General features: G+C 65.9%; 15 protein-coding genes. 10 read left to right on the plus strand and 5 right to left on the minus strand.

Annotation, left to right across the window (positions count from 1 at the left end; all coding sequences use genetic code 11):
• The first annotated feature begins 22 nt into the window (after window positions 1-22).
• Window positions 23-949, plus strand: coding sequence for a methylenetetrahydrofolate reductase [NAD(P)H] (gene metF / locus CH275_RS15125; RefSeq protein ID WP_256991035.1), 927 nt, complete (start codon window positions 23-25; stop codon window positions 947-949).
• A gap of 6 nt (window positions 950-955) precedes the next feature.
• On the opposite strand, the gene CH275_RS15130 is transcribed toward metF, so the two are convergent.
• Genes CH275_RS15130 through CH275_RS15150 form a run of 5 tightly spaced genes read right to left on the minus strand, consistent with a single transcriptional unit; the run spans window position 956 to window position 6,021 of the window.
• Complete coding sequence (locus CH275_RS15130; protein ID WP_094679118.1) at window positions 956-2,152, minus strand: glycosyltransferase; 1,197 nt, start codon at window positions 2,150-2,152, stop codon at window positions 956-958.
• A complete protein-coding gene (locus CH275_RS15135; RefSeq protein WP_094679119.1) occupies window positions 2,149-2,883 on the minus strand; it encodes an LppM family (lipo)protein in 735 nt (244 codons plus the stop codon). The genes CH275_RS15130 and CH275_RS15135 overlap by 4 nt, the downstream gene beginning before the upstream one ends.
• Before the next feature lie 48 nt (window positions 2,884-2,931).
• Window positions 2,932-3,795, minus strand: a complete 864-nt coding sequence (locus CH275_RS15140; protein WP_094679120.1) for a carotenoid biosynthesis protein — start codon at window positions 3,793-3,795, stop codon at window positions 2,932-2,934.
• Window positions 3,792-5,399 carry a phytoene desaturase family protein gene (locus CH275_RS15145; protein ID WP_094679121.1) on the minus strand — a complete coding sequence of 536 codons (1,608 nt, stop codon included), beginning with the start codon at window positions 5,397-5,399 and terminating at the stop codon, window positions 3,792-3,794. Before CH275_RS15145 ends, CH275_RS15140 begins: the two co-directional genes overlap by 4 nt.
• 4 nt (window positions 5,400-5,403) lie before the next feature.
• Window positions 5,404-6,021 (minus strand): GNAT family N-acetyltransferase, encoded by a 618-nt coding sequence (locus tag CH275_RS15150; RefSeq protein ID WP_094679122.1) that lies wholly within the window; start codon window positions 6,019-6,021, stop codon window positions 5,404-5,406.
• 195 nt (window positions 6,022-6,216) lie between these two features.
• On the opposite strand from CH275_RS15150, the gene CH275_RS15155 reads away from it, so the two are divergent.
• The 9 genes from CH275_RS15155 to mraY all read left to right on the plus strand — a co-directional run bounded on the left by CH275_RS15155 (window position 6,217) and on the right by mraY (window position 16,595).
• Window positions 6,217-6,672 carry an SAV_6107 family HEPN domain-containing protein gene (locus tag CH275_RS15155; RefSeq protein ID WP_094679123.1) on the plus strand — a complete coding sequence of 152 codons (456 nt, stop codon included), beginning with the start codon at window positions 6,217-6,219 and terminating at the stop codon, window positions 6,670-6,672.
• A 228-nt stretch (window positions 6,673-6,900) separates the two neighbouring features.
• Window positions 6,901-7,338 carry a DUF3040 domain-containing protein gene (locus CH275_RS15160; RefSeq protein WP_094679299.1) on the plus strand — a complete coding sequence of 146 codons (438 nt, stop codon included), beginning with the start codon at window positions 6,901-6,903 and terminating at the stop codon, window positions 7,336-7,338.
• Between the two features lie 550 nt (window positions 7,339-7,888).
• Window positions 7,889-8,320, plus strand: a complete 432-nt coding sequence (gene mraZ, locus CH275_RS15165) for a division/cell wall cluster transcriptional repressor MraZ (RefSeq protein ID WP_094679124.1) — start codon at window positions 7,889-7,891, stop codon at window positions 8,318-8,320.
• A gap of 219 nt (window positions 8,321-8,539) precedes the next feature.
• Window positions 8,540-9,571: a 16S rRNA (cytosine(1402)-N(4))-methyltransferase RsmH gene (rsmH, locus tag CH275_RS15170; protein ID WP_094679125.1), complete on the plus strand. Its 1,032-nt coding sequence runs from the start codon at window positions 8,540-8,542 to the stop codon at window positions 9,569-9,571.
• Entirely contained in the window at window positions 9,568-10,371 is an 804-nt protein-coding gene (locus CH275_RS15175; protein ID WP_256991036.1) for a hypothetical protein, read from the plus strand. The genes rsmH and CH275_RS15175 overlap by 4 nt, the downstream gene beginning before the upstream one ends.
• The gene (locus tag CH275_RS15180; RefSeq protein WP_094679126.1) at window positions 10,368-12,224 is read left to right on the plus strand and encodes a peptidoglycan D,D-transpeptidase FtsI family protein; all 1,857 of its coding nucleotides are present in this window, start codon (window positions 10,368-10,370) and stop codon (window positions 12,222-12,224) included. The genes CH275_RS15175 and CH275_RS15180 overlap by 4 nt, the downstream gene beginning before the upstream one ends.
• A 173-nt stretch (window positions 12,225-12,397) precedes the next feature.
• Window positions 12,398-13,999 carry a UDP-N-acetylmuramoyl-L-alanyl-D-glutamate--2,6-diaminopimelate ligase gene (locus CH275_RS15185; protein ID WP_094679127.1) on the plus strand — a complete coding sequence of 534 codons (1,602 nt, stop codon included), beginning with the start codon at window positions 12,398-12,400 and terminating at the stop codon, window positions 13,997-13,999.
• Window positions 13,996-15,513 (plus strand): UDP-N-acetylmuramoyl-tripeptide--D-alanyl-D-alanine ligase, encoded by a 1,518-nt coding sequence (locus tag CH275_RS15190; protein ID WP_094679128.1) that lies wholly within the window; start codon window positions 13,996-13,998, stop codon window positions 15,511-15,513. The genes CH275_RS15185 and CH275_RS15190 overlap by 4 nt, the downstream gene beginning before the upstream one ends.
• The gene (gene mraY / locus CH275_RS15195; RefSeq protein ID WP_032394385.1) at window positions 15,510-16,595 is read left to right on the plus strand and encodes a phospho-N-acetylmuramoyl-pentapeptide-transferase; all 1,086 of its coding nucleotides are present in this window, start codon (window positions 15,510-15,512) and stop codon (window positions 16,593-16,595) included. The genes CH275_RS15190 and mraY overlap by 4 nt, the downstream gene beginning before the upstream one ends.
• Window position 16,596: the final 1 nt, after the last annotated feature.

Below are 16,596 nucleotides of genomic sequence, written 5' to 3' on the forward strand. Positions count from 1 at the left end.
GGGGCGGTCCAGTCGAGGATTCGTGACGAGAACTCCGTCCATCGTCGACCGACTGCGGACAGAACCCGAGGCCAGGATCCCGTTCTCGGTGGAGTTCTCGCCGCCGCGCGATGCCGCCGCCGAGGCCAGACTGTGGCGCGCAGTTCGTGAATTCGAGCAACTGCAGCCTGCGTTCGTGTCGATGACGTATGGAGCCGGAGGCTCCACCCGCGATCGGACGGTGCGCGTCACCGGGCAGATCGCCGAGGAGACCACGCTGCTACCGGTGGCGCACCTCACCGCTGTCTCGCACAGCGTGGACGAGCTGCGATCGATGGTGGGTTCCTATGCCGACCGCGGCATCACCAACATCCTCGTGCTGCGTGGCGATCCACCGGGGGACCCTCTCGGTGACTGGGAGAAGCATCCCGAGGGAGTCGAATACGCGGAGGAACTCGTTCGGCTCGTGCGCGATCTGGGCGACTTCCACGTCGGAGTTGCGTCGTTCCCCGAGGGGCACCACCGCGCCGACGACCTCGAGCAGGACACCAAGTGCTTGGTCGGCAAGCTTCGCGCCGGGGCCGAGTACTCGATCACCCAGATGTTCTTCGACGTGGACGACTACCTGCGCCTGCGCGATCGTGTGTCTGCGTACGACGCCGAGCAGGGAAGCAAGCCGATCATCCCCGAGATCATGCCCATCACCTCGCTTCGATCGGTTCGTCGGATGCTCGAGCTCTCGGGTACGACGCTCCCGTCGACCCTGGACGAGAAATTCACTCGCGCAGCCGGTTCCGGGCCGGAAGAGGATCGAGCGGCTGTCCGAGAGGTGGGCATCGAACTCGCCACGAACATCGGCGAGCGGCTCATCTCCGAGGGTGCGCCGGGACTGCACTTCATCACGTTGAACTTCGCCCGTGCCACCCGGGAAGTGTTGAGCAACCTGGGACTCGCGCCTGCTCGGGTGTAGGGACCCTCAGCGCTGCGGCGCGGGCATGGGGCGCGACTTCCATGTCAGTGAGCCGCGCTGCCTGCGCACGTGGGATTCGGCGACGAGTCCGGCGAACGCGAGAATCGACATCGGATGCAGCGCAGCGTCGATGACGTCGCCGGTACCGAAACGCGGTCCCGATTCGCGTCGTCTCGCGGCGGTTCGGGACACCGTGCCTGCCAGGTAGCCGGCCCAGCCGAGCCGGCGCGTCGAGCCCGAGGCGGTGAGCGCAGCGATCGGGGGCATCACGTAGATCGTTGCCAGCGCAAGCGTTGCGACGACCGAACCGACCGGGCCGCCGAACTCGTTCCACAGCCATCGACCGTATCCGGCTCTGAGGTCCGCAGCCGAGTCGTACATGCGGCAGCTGACGAACCCCGCACCGGACGCCACCGCCGTCCGCATACCCTGTCGCCGCAGTGCGCGAGCCAGATCGAGATCCTCGGTCGCGCTGGCGGCCACGCAGTGATGGCCCCCGATGGCGCGATAGGCAGCGGCGTCGAAGGCCATGAACTGACCACAGGCAACCGCCATCGAGGGCAGAAGCGTCGAGTTTGCCACCGACACAGGGAGGGTCGACATCCACGACCACGCCAGAAGGGGTTGGACGAGTCGTTCGGCCGCACTGCCGGCCAGCTGCTCGGGCCACGGACACAGCAGCGACGTGTCGCGCCGACGCAACAGCGCGGCAGCAGCCGCGATCGCATCGGGAGCGAGTCGAACGTCGGCGTCGACGAACACGATCAGCGATGCTTGCCCGTCGATCCCGTCGATCCCGTCGATCCCGTCGATCCCGTCGGCCAGTCTCGCCAGCTCGGCACAGGCGGCGGCCTTGCCGGTCCAGCCGGTCGGGGGAGCGGTATCGGAGGTCACGACGCGAACTCTTCGATCTCCGTCCGCTGCCGCACGGGCCGCTGCTGCCGTTCCGTCGGTCGAGTCGTCGTCGAGGACGATCACCTGCATGTCGGTGCACGATCGTTGACGGGTGAGGTCGCTGATCAGCAACGGAAGCGTTGTCGCCTCGTTGCGGGCGGGAATGCAGACGACGATGCGTTCGGCGACGTCCTGTCTCGGAGCACGCAAGCGCGGCAGGAATCGAGAATTGACCAGGGAGATCGCCGCCGACGCCGTTGCCAGGGTGGCCGCGACGGCCGTCGTTCGTGCCAGGAGTCGGCCGGTCACACCGACGTTCTGTCGGTAGAACTGTCCGCTTCTGGATGTCGCGACCGTCGATTGCGCAGTGGGGGGTTACGCGACACCCATGCCATGGCACCGACTATGGCGGCGACGCCGACTGTCACTCCGCCGACGATGCCGGCCCAGCCGGCGAAGCTTCGGGTGTTGGGATCGGGATAGTTCACCTCGGCGCGCAGCGACGTGACTTCACCTGCAGGCAATTTCCAGGAGATCGAGTTGTCGCTCTCTCTGGTGCCGTTCGTGGTTCCGATGCGGGCGGGAAACGCGATGGTGAACTGGACGTCGGAACCCTGAGCGGGGACCGAGGACAGATCGGCGTTGCCCGAGAGGCTGACTGTGTCACCGGAACGCTGTAGTTCCAGTTGGAACGAACCCGCGGCGTTCTGGAATATGGAACCGAGCGTCTGGACATCGCCGAACGAGAGGTCGTCGAACATGGCCTGTGACCCGACGTAGCCGTCCTGGTTGTAGGGCTCCACGCGCACCTTGTCCTGAATCGTGGACGGAATCACCAGTTCCGGTCCGGTGTCGGAGTCGGAGGTCGGCACGCTGGCAGCCACGATCTGACCCGCAACCCGGTCGTTGGCCGAGACCCCCATCGTGACCTGCACCCGCAGACACCCGGCCAGCATCGGCGCGACCAGCAGCGCCAGTGCGACCACCGAGAGAACTCGGTGTCGGTGGGTTCGATGAGAGGTTCGCGATGTCGACTGCACAGCGACATCGTGCCAGGGGATCGAGCCGGTGTCAGTCGGCAGGGGTTGTCAGCGAGGCGTGTCGGTACCGAGACGGTCGACAGCCGCGCGCGATCGCGGCCGAAGCGACCGATCGCGACCGGCCATCCATACCAGGGGTATGCCGACGGTTCCCATCACCACGAACCCGTACACGGCCGAGAATCGAAGCTCAGGACCGTCGAGGAACACCGCATGTGCCAGCGCCGACCCGAGCCACGTCCACAGGAACAGCCCGATGGGTACCGCGTCGGCCGAAGGCCGGCTCCGGACGTCGGACAGGTGTGTCCCGGAGACGGACCGGTCCAACAACTCCATGACGGCGGCCATCGACGTGGCCACCACGAGCCAGCCGAGGTAGTTGGTCAGCGGAATCGACGGCACACCCGGCAGTCCGACGGCACCGGACGTCCAGGTCCACTGGCCGTCGGTGACCATTTGCGGGTCGAGGTACAGGTCCCACCCGACCATGCCCACCGCCACCGCCGCGATCCGTAGCGCCGCGGCGCGCGGGTGCGTCGTGTCGAGACGACGGACGACGAAGGTCACTGCGCACCAGATCGGGTAGAACCCGGCCGTCCAGGCCAGCGGGACGACCACCGGTACCTCGAACAGGCTGGGGCCGAGACGATCCTGAGCGTAGAAGTACTCGCCGAACGGTATTCCGGTGGCCGTGCCCACGAGTTCGGAGGCGAATCCGGTGCCTGCCGTCACGATGACCAGCACTGTCGTCCACACCGCACCCCGGTGCAGCGCAGCGTGCAGGATCGACGCGAGCGCGAGGAAACCGACCACGGCCACGGTCACCGTGTCTCGGGTCGATCCCGACACCAGTGGGTAGACGATCTGGCAGCCGACGGCTGCCGCCGCAACTACGATCGGCGCAACCCTCATGGCCTTCCTCTCCTGAAGAACTCGCGCCGGCGTCCGGCCCTGGCGTCGGCTATCGCGATCCGCGCAGCGGACCGACCGCTGGCCGCAGTGACTCCGCCGCCGGGGTGGGTGGACGCACCGGTGAGGTAGAGGCCGGCGGCCCCAGGGACTCGGTGACCGGCCAGCTGGGGATGCGGTCGCCACATCATCATCTGATCCAACGACATGTCGAGGTGCATGATGTTGCCGCCTACGAGACCGAGCTCACGCTCGATGTCCGGCGGCGACTGGACGTGTCGATCCAACACCGCTGCGGCGAAGCCGGGTGCGTAGCGATCCATCTCGGCCACGATCCGATCCGCCTCGAATTCGGCCAGTGAGCGCTCACCAGGAACGTCCGAGCGCCACCGCCTGCCGTCGGCGAGAGTGTGTGGATGCCACTGCGACCACAGCGAGATCTGATGCTGGCCCGGCGGCGCGATGGTGGGGTCGATCGCACTGAACGACATCCCCAGTACGGCCGGGGTCGGCGGCAGGTCGCCGGCCAGCGCATGGCCGTGGGCCAGGCGCAACTGGCCGCGGTCTCGAACCAGCAGAGCAAGACCGTGGGTACCGTCCTCGATTCGGTCGGCACTCGGATATATCGGAAGGGAGTCGGTCGCCAGCCGGACCGCCGTACCGATTCCCGGTCCCACTCGAATCGTGCTGCGCCACCGGGCAATCTGCGCCGCATCGTGTCCGCCGTCGGCGAGCAGGTCGAGGGTGGTCAGGATATGGCAGCCTGCCACGACGATCCGGCTGTCGACCTCCCGGCCCGACGCGGTCCTGGTGGTCCAGCCGTGTGGGCGACGCGCCAGGGTCGTGACGGCGTCGTCGAGGGTCAGGGCCGCGCCGTCCCGCTGCAACCGGGCGATTATCGCCTCGGTCAGTGCGCCACTGCCGCCGACGGCGCGACCGGGCGGGAGGGTGTGCATGAGGGCGGCGAAGCCGACCATCGGTGCGGTACCTGGCTCGGACATCGGTGGTCCGGACTGTGCGCCGAACCATGCCAGTGCGGCCTTGAGGCGTTCGCTCGAGAACATCTCGTCCAGTAGGGAATCGCCGGTGGCGAGGAATTCGCGCGAGAGCATGCTGCCGCCGTCGGGCGCGCCGAGTCCCCAGAAGGATCGGAGCAGCTTCGGGCCGGTGGGTGGCCCGCCGAATGCGCGCATGGTGCGTTCGCTGCGCGGACCCCAGACCGAGACGAAGGTGCGGTAGGCGCGGGCGTCCGCAACCCCGCACGCGGCGGCGATCGAATCGCAGGTTCGGTCGAGGCTGCGATGGAAGACGATTGCACGCTCGTTCGTGCCGACGGCTCCCGGCGCGAACGCCCAGGGATCGCAGTCGATGTAGCGCAGTCCGAACTCGGCGAGTTCGAGTTCCTCGATGATGCCGGTGTGGCGGATCATGATGTGCGCCGACGAACCCCGGTCCACTCGATGGCCGGGAAATCGCTCCACCGTCGAGACCGCACCTCCTGCGACGGAGTCGCGCTCGAGGATCTCCACCGACAACCCGGCATCGGTCAGATAGCAGGCAGAGGTCAGGGCATTGTGGCCGGAGCCCACCACCACAGCGTCGATCACATCTTCAGGCTACGGGCCCGTCCAACGGCAACCGTCGGCCCAGGACGGCGAAGGGACGTCGATCGCCGGCGAACGTGAAGTTCCTCAGCACATCCTCGAAGCCCAGCCGCCGGTACAGCCGCCACGCCCGGTTCTTCTCCTCGGCCACTTCGGGAGTGGACAACATCACACTGTCGGCACCGACGCCGTCGAGCAGCCGCCTGCACAGACGTGCTCCGAGTCCGTGCCCCTGGGCGCTCGGGTGGACGTGCAACTCGGTCAGCTCGAAATAGTCGCCCAGAGCGGCGTCGACGTTCTGCGGGGACTGCCCCGTACGCCGCAACCCGTCACGAACCTGCTGATGCCACCACTGGTGCGGCGCGCCGTGGTAGCCGTAGGCGACGGCGACCAACGGATCGGGCCGTGTGGGGTCGGAGTTCGGGAGCAGGGCACCGACTGCTCGCCAGCCCGGCCGGTGCAGATGCTCGCTCCACATCGGAGCCCGGCTCTGCTCGGTTCCGCGTGGGTAACCCATGGCCTCGACGTAGATCGACAGTGCCTCCAGCAGCCGCTGGCGGAATTCCGGGGGCGTCAGATCGACCAGGTAGGGCGTTGTCCGCGCATCGGTGACGACTGTTCTCAACCTTTCTTCGGCAACTTGTCGGTGGGCACGGCTATATTGAAAGTGTCGAACGGGTGTTCGATGATCGGGGCCGAGTGCGCCGGTGGCTTCGACTCGGATCCGCGAGTCGGATTCTCCGGAGTTCGACTGTAAGGCTTCATCACGGTTCCGGGTGCGTCAGGTACGCGCCGGAGATCGAACTGGAGGTGTTCGAGTATGACGATCACGAGGGCATTCGATGCCGGCGTTCGTTCGCCGGTGCCGCGTCAGGCCCACGTTCTGCTCGGTCGGGCCGACGCGCTGCTGTCCGAGTCCATCGGGGAGAGCGATGCGGGGGACCGGTTTCTGGGCAGCTACGCCGCAGCGCTCAAAGGCGCGGCAGCAGTGCTGGCGTCGTTGCCGAACTCGATCGGGGCGCGTCCTCGCTCGCGTAGCGCCTGGGTGCTGATGGCCAAGGCGGCACCCGAACTCGCCGTGTGGGCAGACTACTTCGCGTCGTTCTCGGCCATCCGCGCTGCGGTCGAGGCGGGCGCATCGAGCACCATCGCAGACCTCGACGCCGACGATTTCTATCGACACGTCAGTCGATTCCTGAACTCGGTCGAGGACAGACTCGGTGGGCAGTCGCGGTTCGCGTCCGTCGATCCGATGGCAGCGCCTCTGTCGGCTTAGCTCGCGAAGCCGGGTCGCGGAGCGTGAACTGCCACGTCACACCGTGTTCAGCCGTCGTTTCCGGGACGCGCGTCTCGAAAACTTCGGGGTTTCTCAGGAACACATCGTGCGAGTAGGTGGTAACCAGCGGATTCAGCTCGTATCATCGACAGCAGGTAGCCGCCAAGGTCAGCTTCCCGTCATTTCGCAACCGAAATGACCTTCAATATCTGTGCAGGGGGAGGTACCGTGCCACTCTCCGAGCACGAGCAGCGCATGCTCGATCAGATCGAGAGCGCTCTCTACGCCGAGGATCCTAAATTCGCGTCTCACGTGAGGGGCGGTCGCGTTCGCGCGGCGTCGAGCAGGAAGCGTTTTCAGGCTGCTGCGCTGTTCGTCGTAGGACTCGTGTTGCTCGTCGCCGGTGTTGCGCTGTCGACGAACAGTTTGGCTTTTCTCGTCGTCAGTCTCGTCGGCTTTTTGTTCATGTTCGGTGCCGGGGCACTCTTCCTGTTCGGTGGCTCCAAAAAAGCTGCCGCAGCGTCGCAGGGCGAGAACAGTTCGGCCGGCAATGCCGCCGAGCCTTCCGGACGTGGTGCCGGGCCGAAATCGAAGGGTGGTCGCAAGGGCGGCAGCTTCACCTCTCGCATGGAGGACCGTTTCCGAAAGCGGTTCGAGCAGGACTGAGTCGAACAGGTTTTCACCGATCCTGACCGCCGAGGATCCTCTCCACAACTTCGCGTCATGCGTTCTGCAGCACCTCACCTTCGGGTGAGGTGCTGTTGTCGTATCTGCCCCTGATTCGACGGTGCCGGCAGCGCCCCTGATTCGACGCCCGCCGAACTCGCCGCACAGTCTCGCTGCTGCTCCTCGGTTCTTGTGTCTCGTCCAGCCGTGGACCAATGGTTGCGGGCTGTCTCCCCACTTCCCCCCCACGATCAGCTCAATTCCCCACTTTTCCCCACCTAGGTGTCGTTTCCCGCTGTCTGACGGTGGCGCCCCGCCACCGTCTTGCGAAATTGCCTGGTCAGATCGCTGGGCCATGGATTCCGAGCGCTCGCCAACTGACATCCGGTTCCTGTCTTCTTTTGAGCCCCGGTTGCATTTACGGTCGATACCATGGGCTCGAGCTGGGGAAATAGGCGTTGTGAAAAAAATTTCCGGCTCTGGATGGTTCGAAGTGGGGGAGAGTGGGGTAAAGTGGTCCGCAGCGGAGAGTCGAGGCTGGAGGTGGCGAGTGTTTCTCGGTACCTACACGCCGAAGCTCGACGACAAGGGTCGACTCACGTTGCCGGCCAAGTTTCGGGACGCGCTTGCAGGAGGTGTCATGGTGAGCAAGGGGCAGGATTTCAGCCTCGCTGTCTACACCGCGGCAGACTTCGCGGAGCGTTCTCGGAAGTTGACGGCAGCTTCTCGCGCCAACCCCAAAGCCCGTGCCTACGTTCGTCAGTTCTTCTCGGGAACGGACGAGCAGAGGCCGGACGGACAGGGCCGCATCACCATCAGTGCCGAGCATCGCCGCTACGCGGGGCTCGAACGCAACTGTGTGGTGATCGGTTCGATGGACTTCATCGAGATCTGGAACGACGAAGCATGGGCTCGCTACTCCGCTGAGAACGAGCAGGATTTCTCCGACGCTTTCGACGAGTCCCTCGGAGGGATCTTGTAATCCGCCCAGGTCGCCTGCGAGTGCAGCGAGGCCTCTGCCCGATCAGAACCCTGACGTTCTTCCCCAACGCCAGGTTTCGCAGATCAGGACCCTGACGTTCTTCCCCAACGCCAGGTTCCCTATCGGACAGGGACCTCGAAGCATTCGCATCGGCTTCCGTGGGCGCCCCGCACGGCCCGGACCCGGGCGAGAAGTACGAACGCACGACCGGGAGGAACCATGACGGAGGGCACCGGACCGGACGAGAACGAGTCGTCCGCCGACCGAACCCACCGTCGACCCGCAGGCCCCGTCCACGTTCCGGTCAGACTCGAACGAGCCGACGAATTACTCGGTCCCGCACTCGATTCCGCTGACGACACCCGCGTCATGATCGACGCGACACTCGGGCTCGGCGGTCACGCCGAGCACTTCCTGCAGACCTATCCGAACCTGCACCTCGTCGGACTCGACCGTGACCCCGCGGCGCTCGAACTCGCCGGAGCCCGGCTGGCTCCATTCGCCGACCGAATCACGTTGGTGCACACCACCTACGACGGAATAGCCGATGCGCTCGACGAGGCAGGCCTGTCGCCCGTCGGCTCGGTGCATGCCATTCTGTTCGATCTCGGAGTGTCGTCCATGCAGTTGGACGAGTCCGACCGCGGATTCGCCTATTCCGTCGATGCCCCACTGGACATGCGAATGAATCCGACGGTGGGAATCACCGCCGCCGACGTACTCAACACCTACTCGCACGGCGAGATCGCGCGGGTGCTCAGCACCTACGGCGAGGAACGTTTCGCAGGCAAGATCGCCTCCGCTGTTCTGCGTCGACGTGAGCACACACCGTTCACCACGAGCGCTGCACTGGTGGAAATTCTCTATGCCGCAATCCCAGCCGCGACGCGTCGTACCGGTGGACACCCGGCCAAGCGCACCTTCCAGGCCTTGCGTATCGAGGTCAACGGTGAGCTGGACTCGCTCGAGGCTGCAGTCCCTGCCGGGCTCGACGCGTTGGCTGTCGGTGGTCGGGTGGTCTTCATGTCCTACCAATCGCTCGAAGACCGGGTTGTCAAACAGGAGTTGGCTCCTCGGATCAAGTCCCGCAGCCCCGAGGGGCTGCCGGTCGAGCTTCCCGGAATGGGTCCGGAGTTTCGGCTCCTAACCAGAGGTGCCGAGCGTGCCTCGGATGCAGAGATCGACGTCAACCCACGTTCGGCTCCGGTGAGATTGCGCGCCGCCGAACGGATTGCAAGGAGAGCGGAATGACGGTTCCAGGAACAGCCGTTGGAACACAGCGCAATCGGGTTCCAGTGACGCGACCGGAGCGACCCGGTCGGGGCGGTGGGAGATCCGGTGCCGCCCTCCGTGCTTACGAACGCAGGCAGCAGCGTGCATCGATTCACACCTCGGATTCCGCCCGTGGTTCCGGAGCTCGCCCGTCGATCGACGGAAGCGCCATAGCGGCGCGGATTCCGTTCGTGGCCTTGATCATCGGTCTGCTCGCCATCGGTCTCGGCCTGACGTTGTTGCTGACGACACGGTCTGCCGGTGACTCCTACGATCTCAGTGCCGCCAAGGCCGCCAACACCGAATTGGCACAGCAACGAGCGTCCCTGCAGCGCGACGTCGAGCTGGCCGAATCGGCTCCCGAGCTCGCGCGCAAGGCCGCTGGCCTCGGCATGGTTCCGGCCAAGAACCCCGCCCGCCTGATCGTCGCGCCGGACGGCGGTGTGCAGGTTGTCGGTACGCCGGCTCCCGCCGACGGTGCACCGGTGGCACCGCTCGATCCGGCAGCAGCTGCAGGCGAGGGCACGGTCCCGAGTACGGGAGCGCAGTCGCCGCAGCAGCAGACGCCGCGCAGCGCATCGCAGCCCAACCGGACCACGGGCACCGTCGATACTCGGGCCGCCACGCCGAATACAAGCAATGGGGCTGGAAACGTTGCTCTTCCTGAACAATTGGTTCCCATGAGCATTCCCTCGGTCGAAACATCTTCGGTCGAAGCCCCGTCGTCCGCTTCATCCTCGGCCCCAGCCACCGGCGAAGCTACGGGTGACGGGCAGTGACCAGGCCTTCGCCTGATCCGCGCCGCCGGCCACCGAGCCGAAAGCGTCTCGACTCGTCCAGTTTTCGGTTCCGTCACGGGACCGGCAGGGTGCTGATGTACGTGGCGCTGGCAGTCGCCGCGGCGCAGTTGCTGTGGATTCAAGGTTTCGACGGTCCGAGGTTGTCGGCCGAGTCGGCGTCACAGCGCACCACCACACTCGTCGATCCCGCTCTGCGCGGCTCGATTCTCGATCGCAACGGAAATCCGATCGCGTTCACCATGGAAGCGAAAGCACTGACGTTCCAGCCGGTTCGGGTTCGCAAGGAGCTCGACGAGGCCAGGGCGAAGGATCCCACCGAGCCGGAGACGGAGCAGTACCTCGAGGATATCGCTGCGCGCATTCACGGCGACCTCGGCGATGTGATCAGTGAGAAGGATCTGCTCGCGAAGTTGAAGAGCAACGACGAATTCACGTATCTGGCACGTGGTGTGGATGCCACCGTGGCATCGAAGATCAGTGCGGATTTCAAGCAGGTCGGGCTCGAGCGTCAGGACATCCGCGAGTACCCGGGTGGGTCCTTGGCCGCGAACATCGTCGGTGCCACAGGATGGGACGGTCACGGCCTGCTCGGACTGGAGGATTCGCTCGACGCGACCCTGGCCGGAACCGATGGATCGCAGACGTACGACCGCGGCTCGGACGGTGCCGTCATTCCCGGTAGCTGGCGGGACAAGCAGCCTGCTGTGAACGGCTCCAGCGTCGAGCTGACGATCGATGCGGACTTGCAGTACTACGTACAACAGCAGGTGCAGCTGGCGAAGGACCTGTCCGGAGCGAAGAACGCGTCTGCGTACGTGCAGGATTCGCGGACCGGTGAAGTGCTGGCCATGTCGAACGACAACACATTCAATGCCGGTATCGGCGTCGGCAACAACGAGCGCACCAAGGAGATGGGCAACCTGCCCGTCACCACGCCGTTCGAGCCGGGGTCGGTGAACAAGATCATCACCGCGGCCGCGGCCATCGAATACGGACTCACCACGCCGGACGAGGTGCTTCAGGTTCCGGGCAGCATTTTCATGTCCGGTGTGTCGGTCAAGGATGCATGGGACCACGGTGTCGCGCCCTACACCACGACCGGCGTGTTCGGTAAGTCCTCCAATGTCGGCACTCTGATGCTGGCGCAACGCGTCGGCGAGAATCGATACGCAGACATGCTGACCAAGTTCGGCCTCGGCCAACGCAGCGATGTCGGTCTCCCCAACGAGAGCGCAGGCAGCGTTCCGAGTCGCGATCAGTGGTCGGGCGGTACGTTCGCCAACCTCCCCATCGGACAGGGCCTGTCGATGACGCTGCTGCAGATGACCGGGATGTACCAGGCCATCGCCAACGACGGTGTGCGCATCCCGCCGCGGATCGTCGAGGCGACGGTGGACGCCAACGGTCAGCGGACCGAGACCCAGCGGCCGGACGGTGTCTACGTGGTCAGTCCCGATACTGCGAAGACTGTTCGCAACATGTTCCGATCGGTCACCCAGGACGACACGGGTAATCAGCGCGGAACGGGAGTTGCCGCAGGCGTGGAGGGGTACCAGATCAGCGGCAAGACCGGCACGGCTCAGCAGGTCGACCCGGAGTGCAAGTGCTACTCGAACTCGAACTACTGGATCACCTTCGCGGGTATCGCTCCCGCCGACGATCCCCGCTACGTGATCGGAATCATGCTCGACGCCCCGACGCGCAGCGCCGACGGTTCGGGCGGCCAGTCGGCAGCACCGCTGTTCCACAACATCGCCAGCTGGATGCTGCAGCGGGACAGCGTGCCCATGTCCGCCGACCCGGGACCCAAGCTGGTTCTGCAGGCGGACTGACATCCGATCCCGCCGTTCCTTCGAGTCGGGGTGGCGACATCTCGGTCACGGTCGCCGGTAACCTGACACATCGGTTCGCGCATGTTCGTTCGGTGCCGCTGCGGCGTGACCGAGCCGGGGCAGGTGCGCGGCCGGCATCACAGCGGCCGGCATCAGAGAGGAAGGGAGCAGGAGTGACTGTCTCATCGGATTCACAACCGGCTCCGGGTTCACGTCCGGCGCATCCACCGCACACCGCAGTTCGCGATGTTGCGGTAGCGGCCGGTGCCACGATCGGTGCCGGGGACCCCGAGGGCGTGAGCGTGACCGGCATCGATCTGAGAGCACAGTCCGTCCTACCCGGGGACCTCTTCGCCGCTCTGCCCGGATCCAGCCGTCACGGTGCCGACTTCGCGGCGGACGCGATAGATCGTGGTGCGGTGGCAGTGCTCACCGATTCCGCCGGACTCGAGATCGTCCTGCGAGCTCTCGCAGGCACCGATCGGCCGGTGCCGGTGCTCGTCCACGATCGTCCACGTCAGGTGTTGGGAGCTGTGTCCGCGCTGGTCTACGGCAATCCGTCGTCGAAGATGACCGTCATCGGGATCACCGGTACGTCGGGCAAGACGACGACGTCGTATCTGGTCGAGGCCGGCCTGACGGCTGCCGGTCGTCGCTGCGGGTTGATCGGCACCATAGAGACACGCGTGGCAGGTCGGCACGTTCCGAGCGCGCTCACCACACCCGAGGCACCACAGTTGCACGCGCTGTTCGCAGTCATGGTGGAGGACGGTGTCGACACCGTGGTGATGGAGGTGTCGTCCCATGCGCTGTCTCTGGGTCGCGTCGACGGCACTCGCTTCGCCGTCGGTGCGTTCACCAATCTCTCTCAGGACCATCTCGATTTTCACGATTCTCTCGAGGACTACTTCCTGGCCAAGAGTCGCTTGTTCGCGGCCGACTCCGCAGTTCGCGCCGACACCGCTGTGGTGTGTGTCGACGACGCCTGGGGTGTGCGAATGGCAGACATCGCCCGTGCGGCGGGCTCGACGGTGGTGACCGCGTCCACCGGTGACGACTCGCAATGGACGGTCTCGGACTGGGCCAAGCACGAGGACGGCACACAGTCGTTCGTCGTTGCCGATCCGAACGGTGTGTCGCTGCCGGTCTCGGTCCGCCTCCCGGGTCGCTACAACGTGGCGAACACCGTGCTCGCGTTGGCCACCTGCGCGGCGGCAGGCGTGGACGTACCGACTGCGGCAGCCGGGCTGGCGACGGTCGACGTGCCGGGACGAGTGCAACGAATCGACAGGGGACAGAACTTTCTGGCGGTTGTCGATTATGCGCACAAGCCTGCGGCAGTGGAGGCCGTGCTGGCAACGCTGCGTGAATCGTCCCGTGGACGGATCGCGGTGGTACTCGGAGCGGGTGGAGACCGGGACACCGCCAAGCGTCCGCTGATGGGTGCGGCCGGGGCACGCGGCGCGGATCTACTGGTGGTGACCGATGACAACCCGCGAAGCGAGGATCCGGCCACCATACGACAGGCAGTGCAGGACGGTGCGCTCTCGGTGCCGGAGGATGCTCGTGGTGAAGTACGCAATGTGGCAGGCCGGGCGGCGGCGATCGAGCAGGCCGTGGTGTGGGCGCGCGAAGGGGATGTTGTGTTGATTGCAGGTAAAGGGCACGAGACCGGCCAGGAGGTGGCAGGGGTGAAGCATCCGTTCGACGATCGAGTGGTGTTGGCCTCGGCGATCGACGCGCGGTTGGTCGGTACGAGCGCGGGCGCACGATGATTCCGTTGTCGATCGGCCGTATCGCCGAAGTGGTCGGCGGCACGGTGCACGATGTGTCGGATCCGACGGTCGTGGTGCCGGGACCGGTGGAGTTCGATTCCCGCAAGGTGACCCCCGGCAGTATCTTTCTCGCGCTTCCCGGGGCCAAGGTCGACGGCCACGAACACGCCGCCGATGCGGTCGCCGCAGGTGCGGCGCTGGTCCTGGCCGCGCGTCCCGTCGGTGTGCCGGCCGTGGTCGTCAGTCCGGTTCCGCACGAGAGCCGCGCGATGGCCCTCGAGCACGATCCGGACGGCTCGGGCGCGGCGGTGTTGGCTGCACTCGGTGGACTGGCCAGGGAGTCGGTGCTCGCACTGACTGCCCAGCACGGTTTGACGGTCGTCGGCGTGACGGGGTCCTCGGGGAAGACTTCGACCAAAGATCTGATCTCGGCGGTACTCGAGCCACTCGGCTCGGTGGTGGCACCGCCCGGATCGTTCAACAACGAACTCGGCCATCCGTGGACGGCTCTGCGCGCGGACGCCGATACCGATTTCCTGTGTCTCGAGTTGTCCGCCAGAGGAATCGGCCACATCGCGGAACTCGCCGCACTGGCACCGCCGAGGATCGGAGTGGTGCTGAACGTGGGTACCGCACACCTGGGCGAGTTCGGTTCGCGTGCGGCCATTGCCTTGGCGAAGGGCGAACTCGTCGAAGCGCTGCCGAGTGCTGCCGACGGGGGAGTCGCGATTCTCAACATCGACGATCGTCTCGTCGCCGAGATGGCAACGCGTACAACGGCATCGGTCGTCACCGTCGGACGGAACGCCGACGCGGACATCAGGGCGGTCGACGTGCAGGTCGACACCGACGCCCGGGCGTCGTTCACACTCGAATGCGCTGCAGGCACAGTGCCGGTCACCCTCGCGGTGCACGGTGAACATCAGGTCGGCAACGCGCTCGCCGCAGCGGCTGTCGCACTCGAATGCGGGGCAACGCTGGCGCAGGTGGCCGACGCACTCGGGGCCGCCGCACCGACATCGATCCGTCGGATGGACGTGCGCACCCGAGCCGACGGCGTCACCGTCGTCAACGATTCGTACAACGCCAACCCCGATTCGATGCGGGCCGCACTCAAGGCGCTGGTCTCGATGTCACGCCGCGACGACGGCCCGAAGCGCCGCAGTTGGGCGGTACTGGGGGAGATGGGCGAACTGGGTTCGGACTCGGTGGTCGAGCACGACGCGATCGGCAGGCTGGCCGTTCGGCTCGACGTCGATCGGTTGATCATCGTCGACTCGGGACGCCCCACGCGGGCACTGCATCAAGGTGCGGTCATGGAAGGTTCGTGGGGCGAGGAATCGATGCTGGTACCCGATCGCGAAGCGGCGATTGCAGTGCTGCGCGAGGAAGTGCTCCCCGGCGACATCGTGCTGGTGAAAGCCTCGCAGTCCGGAGCCATGTGGACCGTCGCAGACGCTCTGCTGGCCGATGGATCGAGTGTCGTCGCAGCCGGTGCGGAGGGCGAGCAGTGAGACAGATCCTGTTCGCCGGTGGCATCGCACTCGCTGTTGCGATCCTGCTGACCCCGGTCTTGATCAAGACCTTCTCGAAACAGGGCTTCGGCCAGGAGATCCGAGTGGAAGGTCCGGCAAGTCACCAGTCCAAGCGCGGGACGCCCACGATGGGCGGCGTCGCGATTCTGGTGGGGATCTGGGCCGGCTACTGGGGCTCGCACCTGATCGGCATCGGATACGACGCCGATGGTCCGTCGGCCTCGGCTCTGCTCGTTCTCGGCCTGACCACGGTGCTCGGTCTGGTCGGGTTCCTCGACGACTTCATCAAGATCCGCAAGCAGCGCAACCTGGGTCTCAACGCCACCGGCAAGTACGTCGGTCAGATAACGGCGGCCGTGCTGTTCGCGATCCTGGTACTGCAGTTCCGCAGCGAGAGCGGACTCACTCCGGGGAGTACCCAACTGTCGTACGTTCGCGACATCGCGACGTGGTCGATGTCCGCGGTGGTCTTCGTGTTCTTCGTCTGCCTGTTGGTGATCGCGTGGTCCAACTCGGTCAACCTGACCGATGGTCTCGACGGCCTCGCCGCCGGGTCGATGACGCTGGTGCTAGGTGCGTACACCGTCATCACCTTCTGGCAGTACCGCCAGGCGTGCGCAGGCCCCGCCGGGCCTGCCCCCGGCTGCTACGACGTGCGAGATCCCCTCGACCTCGCGCTGGTCTGCGCCTCTGCTGCGGGTGCCTGCATCGGCTTCCTGTGGTGGAACGCCGCGCCGGCGAAGATCTTCATGGGCGATACCGGATCCTTGGCGCTCGGTGGCCTGATCGCGGGCCTGTCGGTGGTCACCAAGACCGAACTGATCATGGTCGTCATCGGTGCGCTGTTCGTCGCCGAGGCCGCATCGGTCGTCATCCAGGTCGCGGTGTTCCGATCCAGTCGCCGACGCGTGTTCCGCATGGCTCCGTTCCATCATCACTTCGAGTTGGCGGGATGGGCCGAGACGACGGTGATCATCCGGTTCTGGTTGCTGGCCGCCATTGCGTCGGCCGTCGGACTCGCCCTGTTCTACAGCGAGTACCTCGCTGCCGTCGGCGGATAGG

The sequence above is a fragment of the Rhodococcus sp. 06-235-1A genome, from assembly GCF_002258785.1.
GTDB lineage: Bacteria > Actinomycetota > Actinomycetes > Mycobacteriales > Mycobacteriaceae > Rhodococcoides.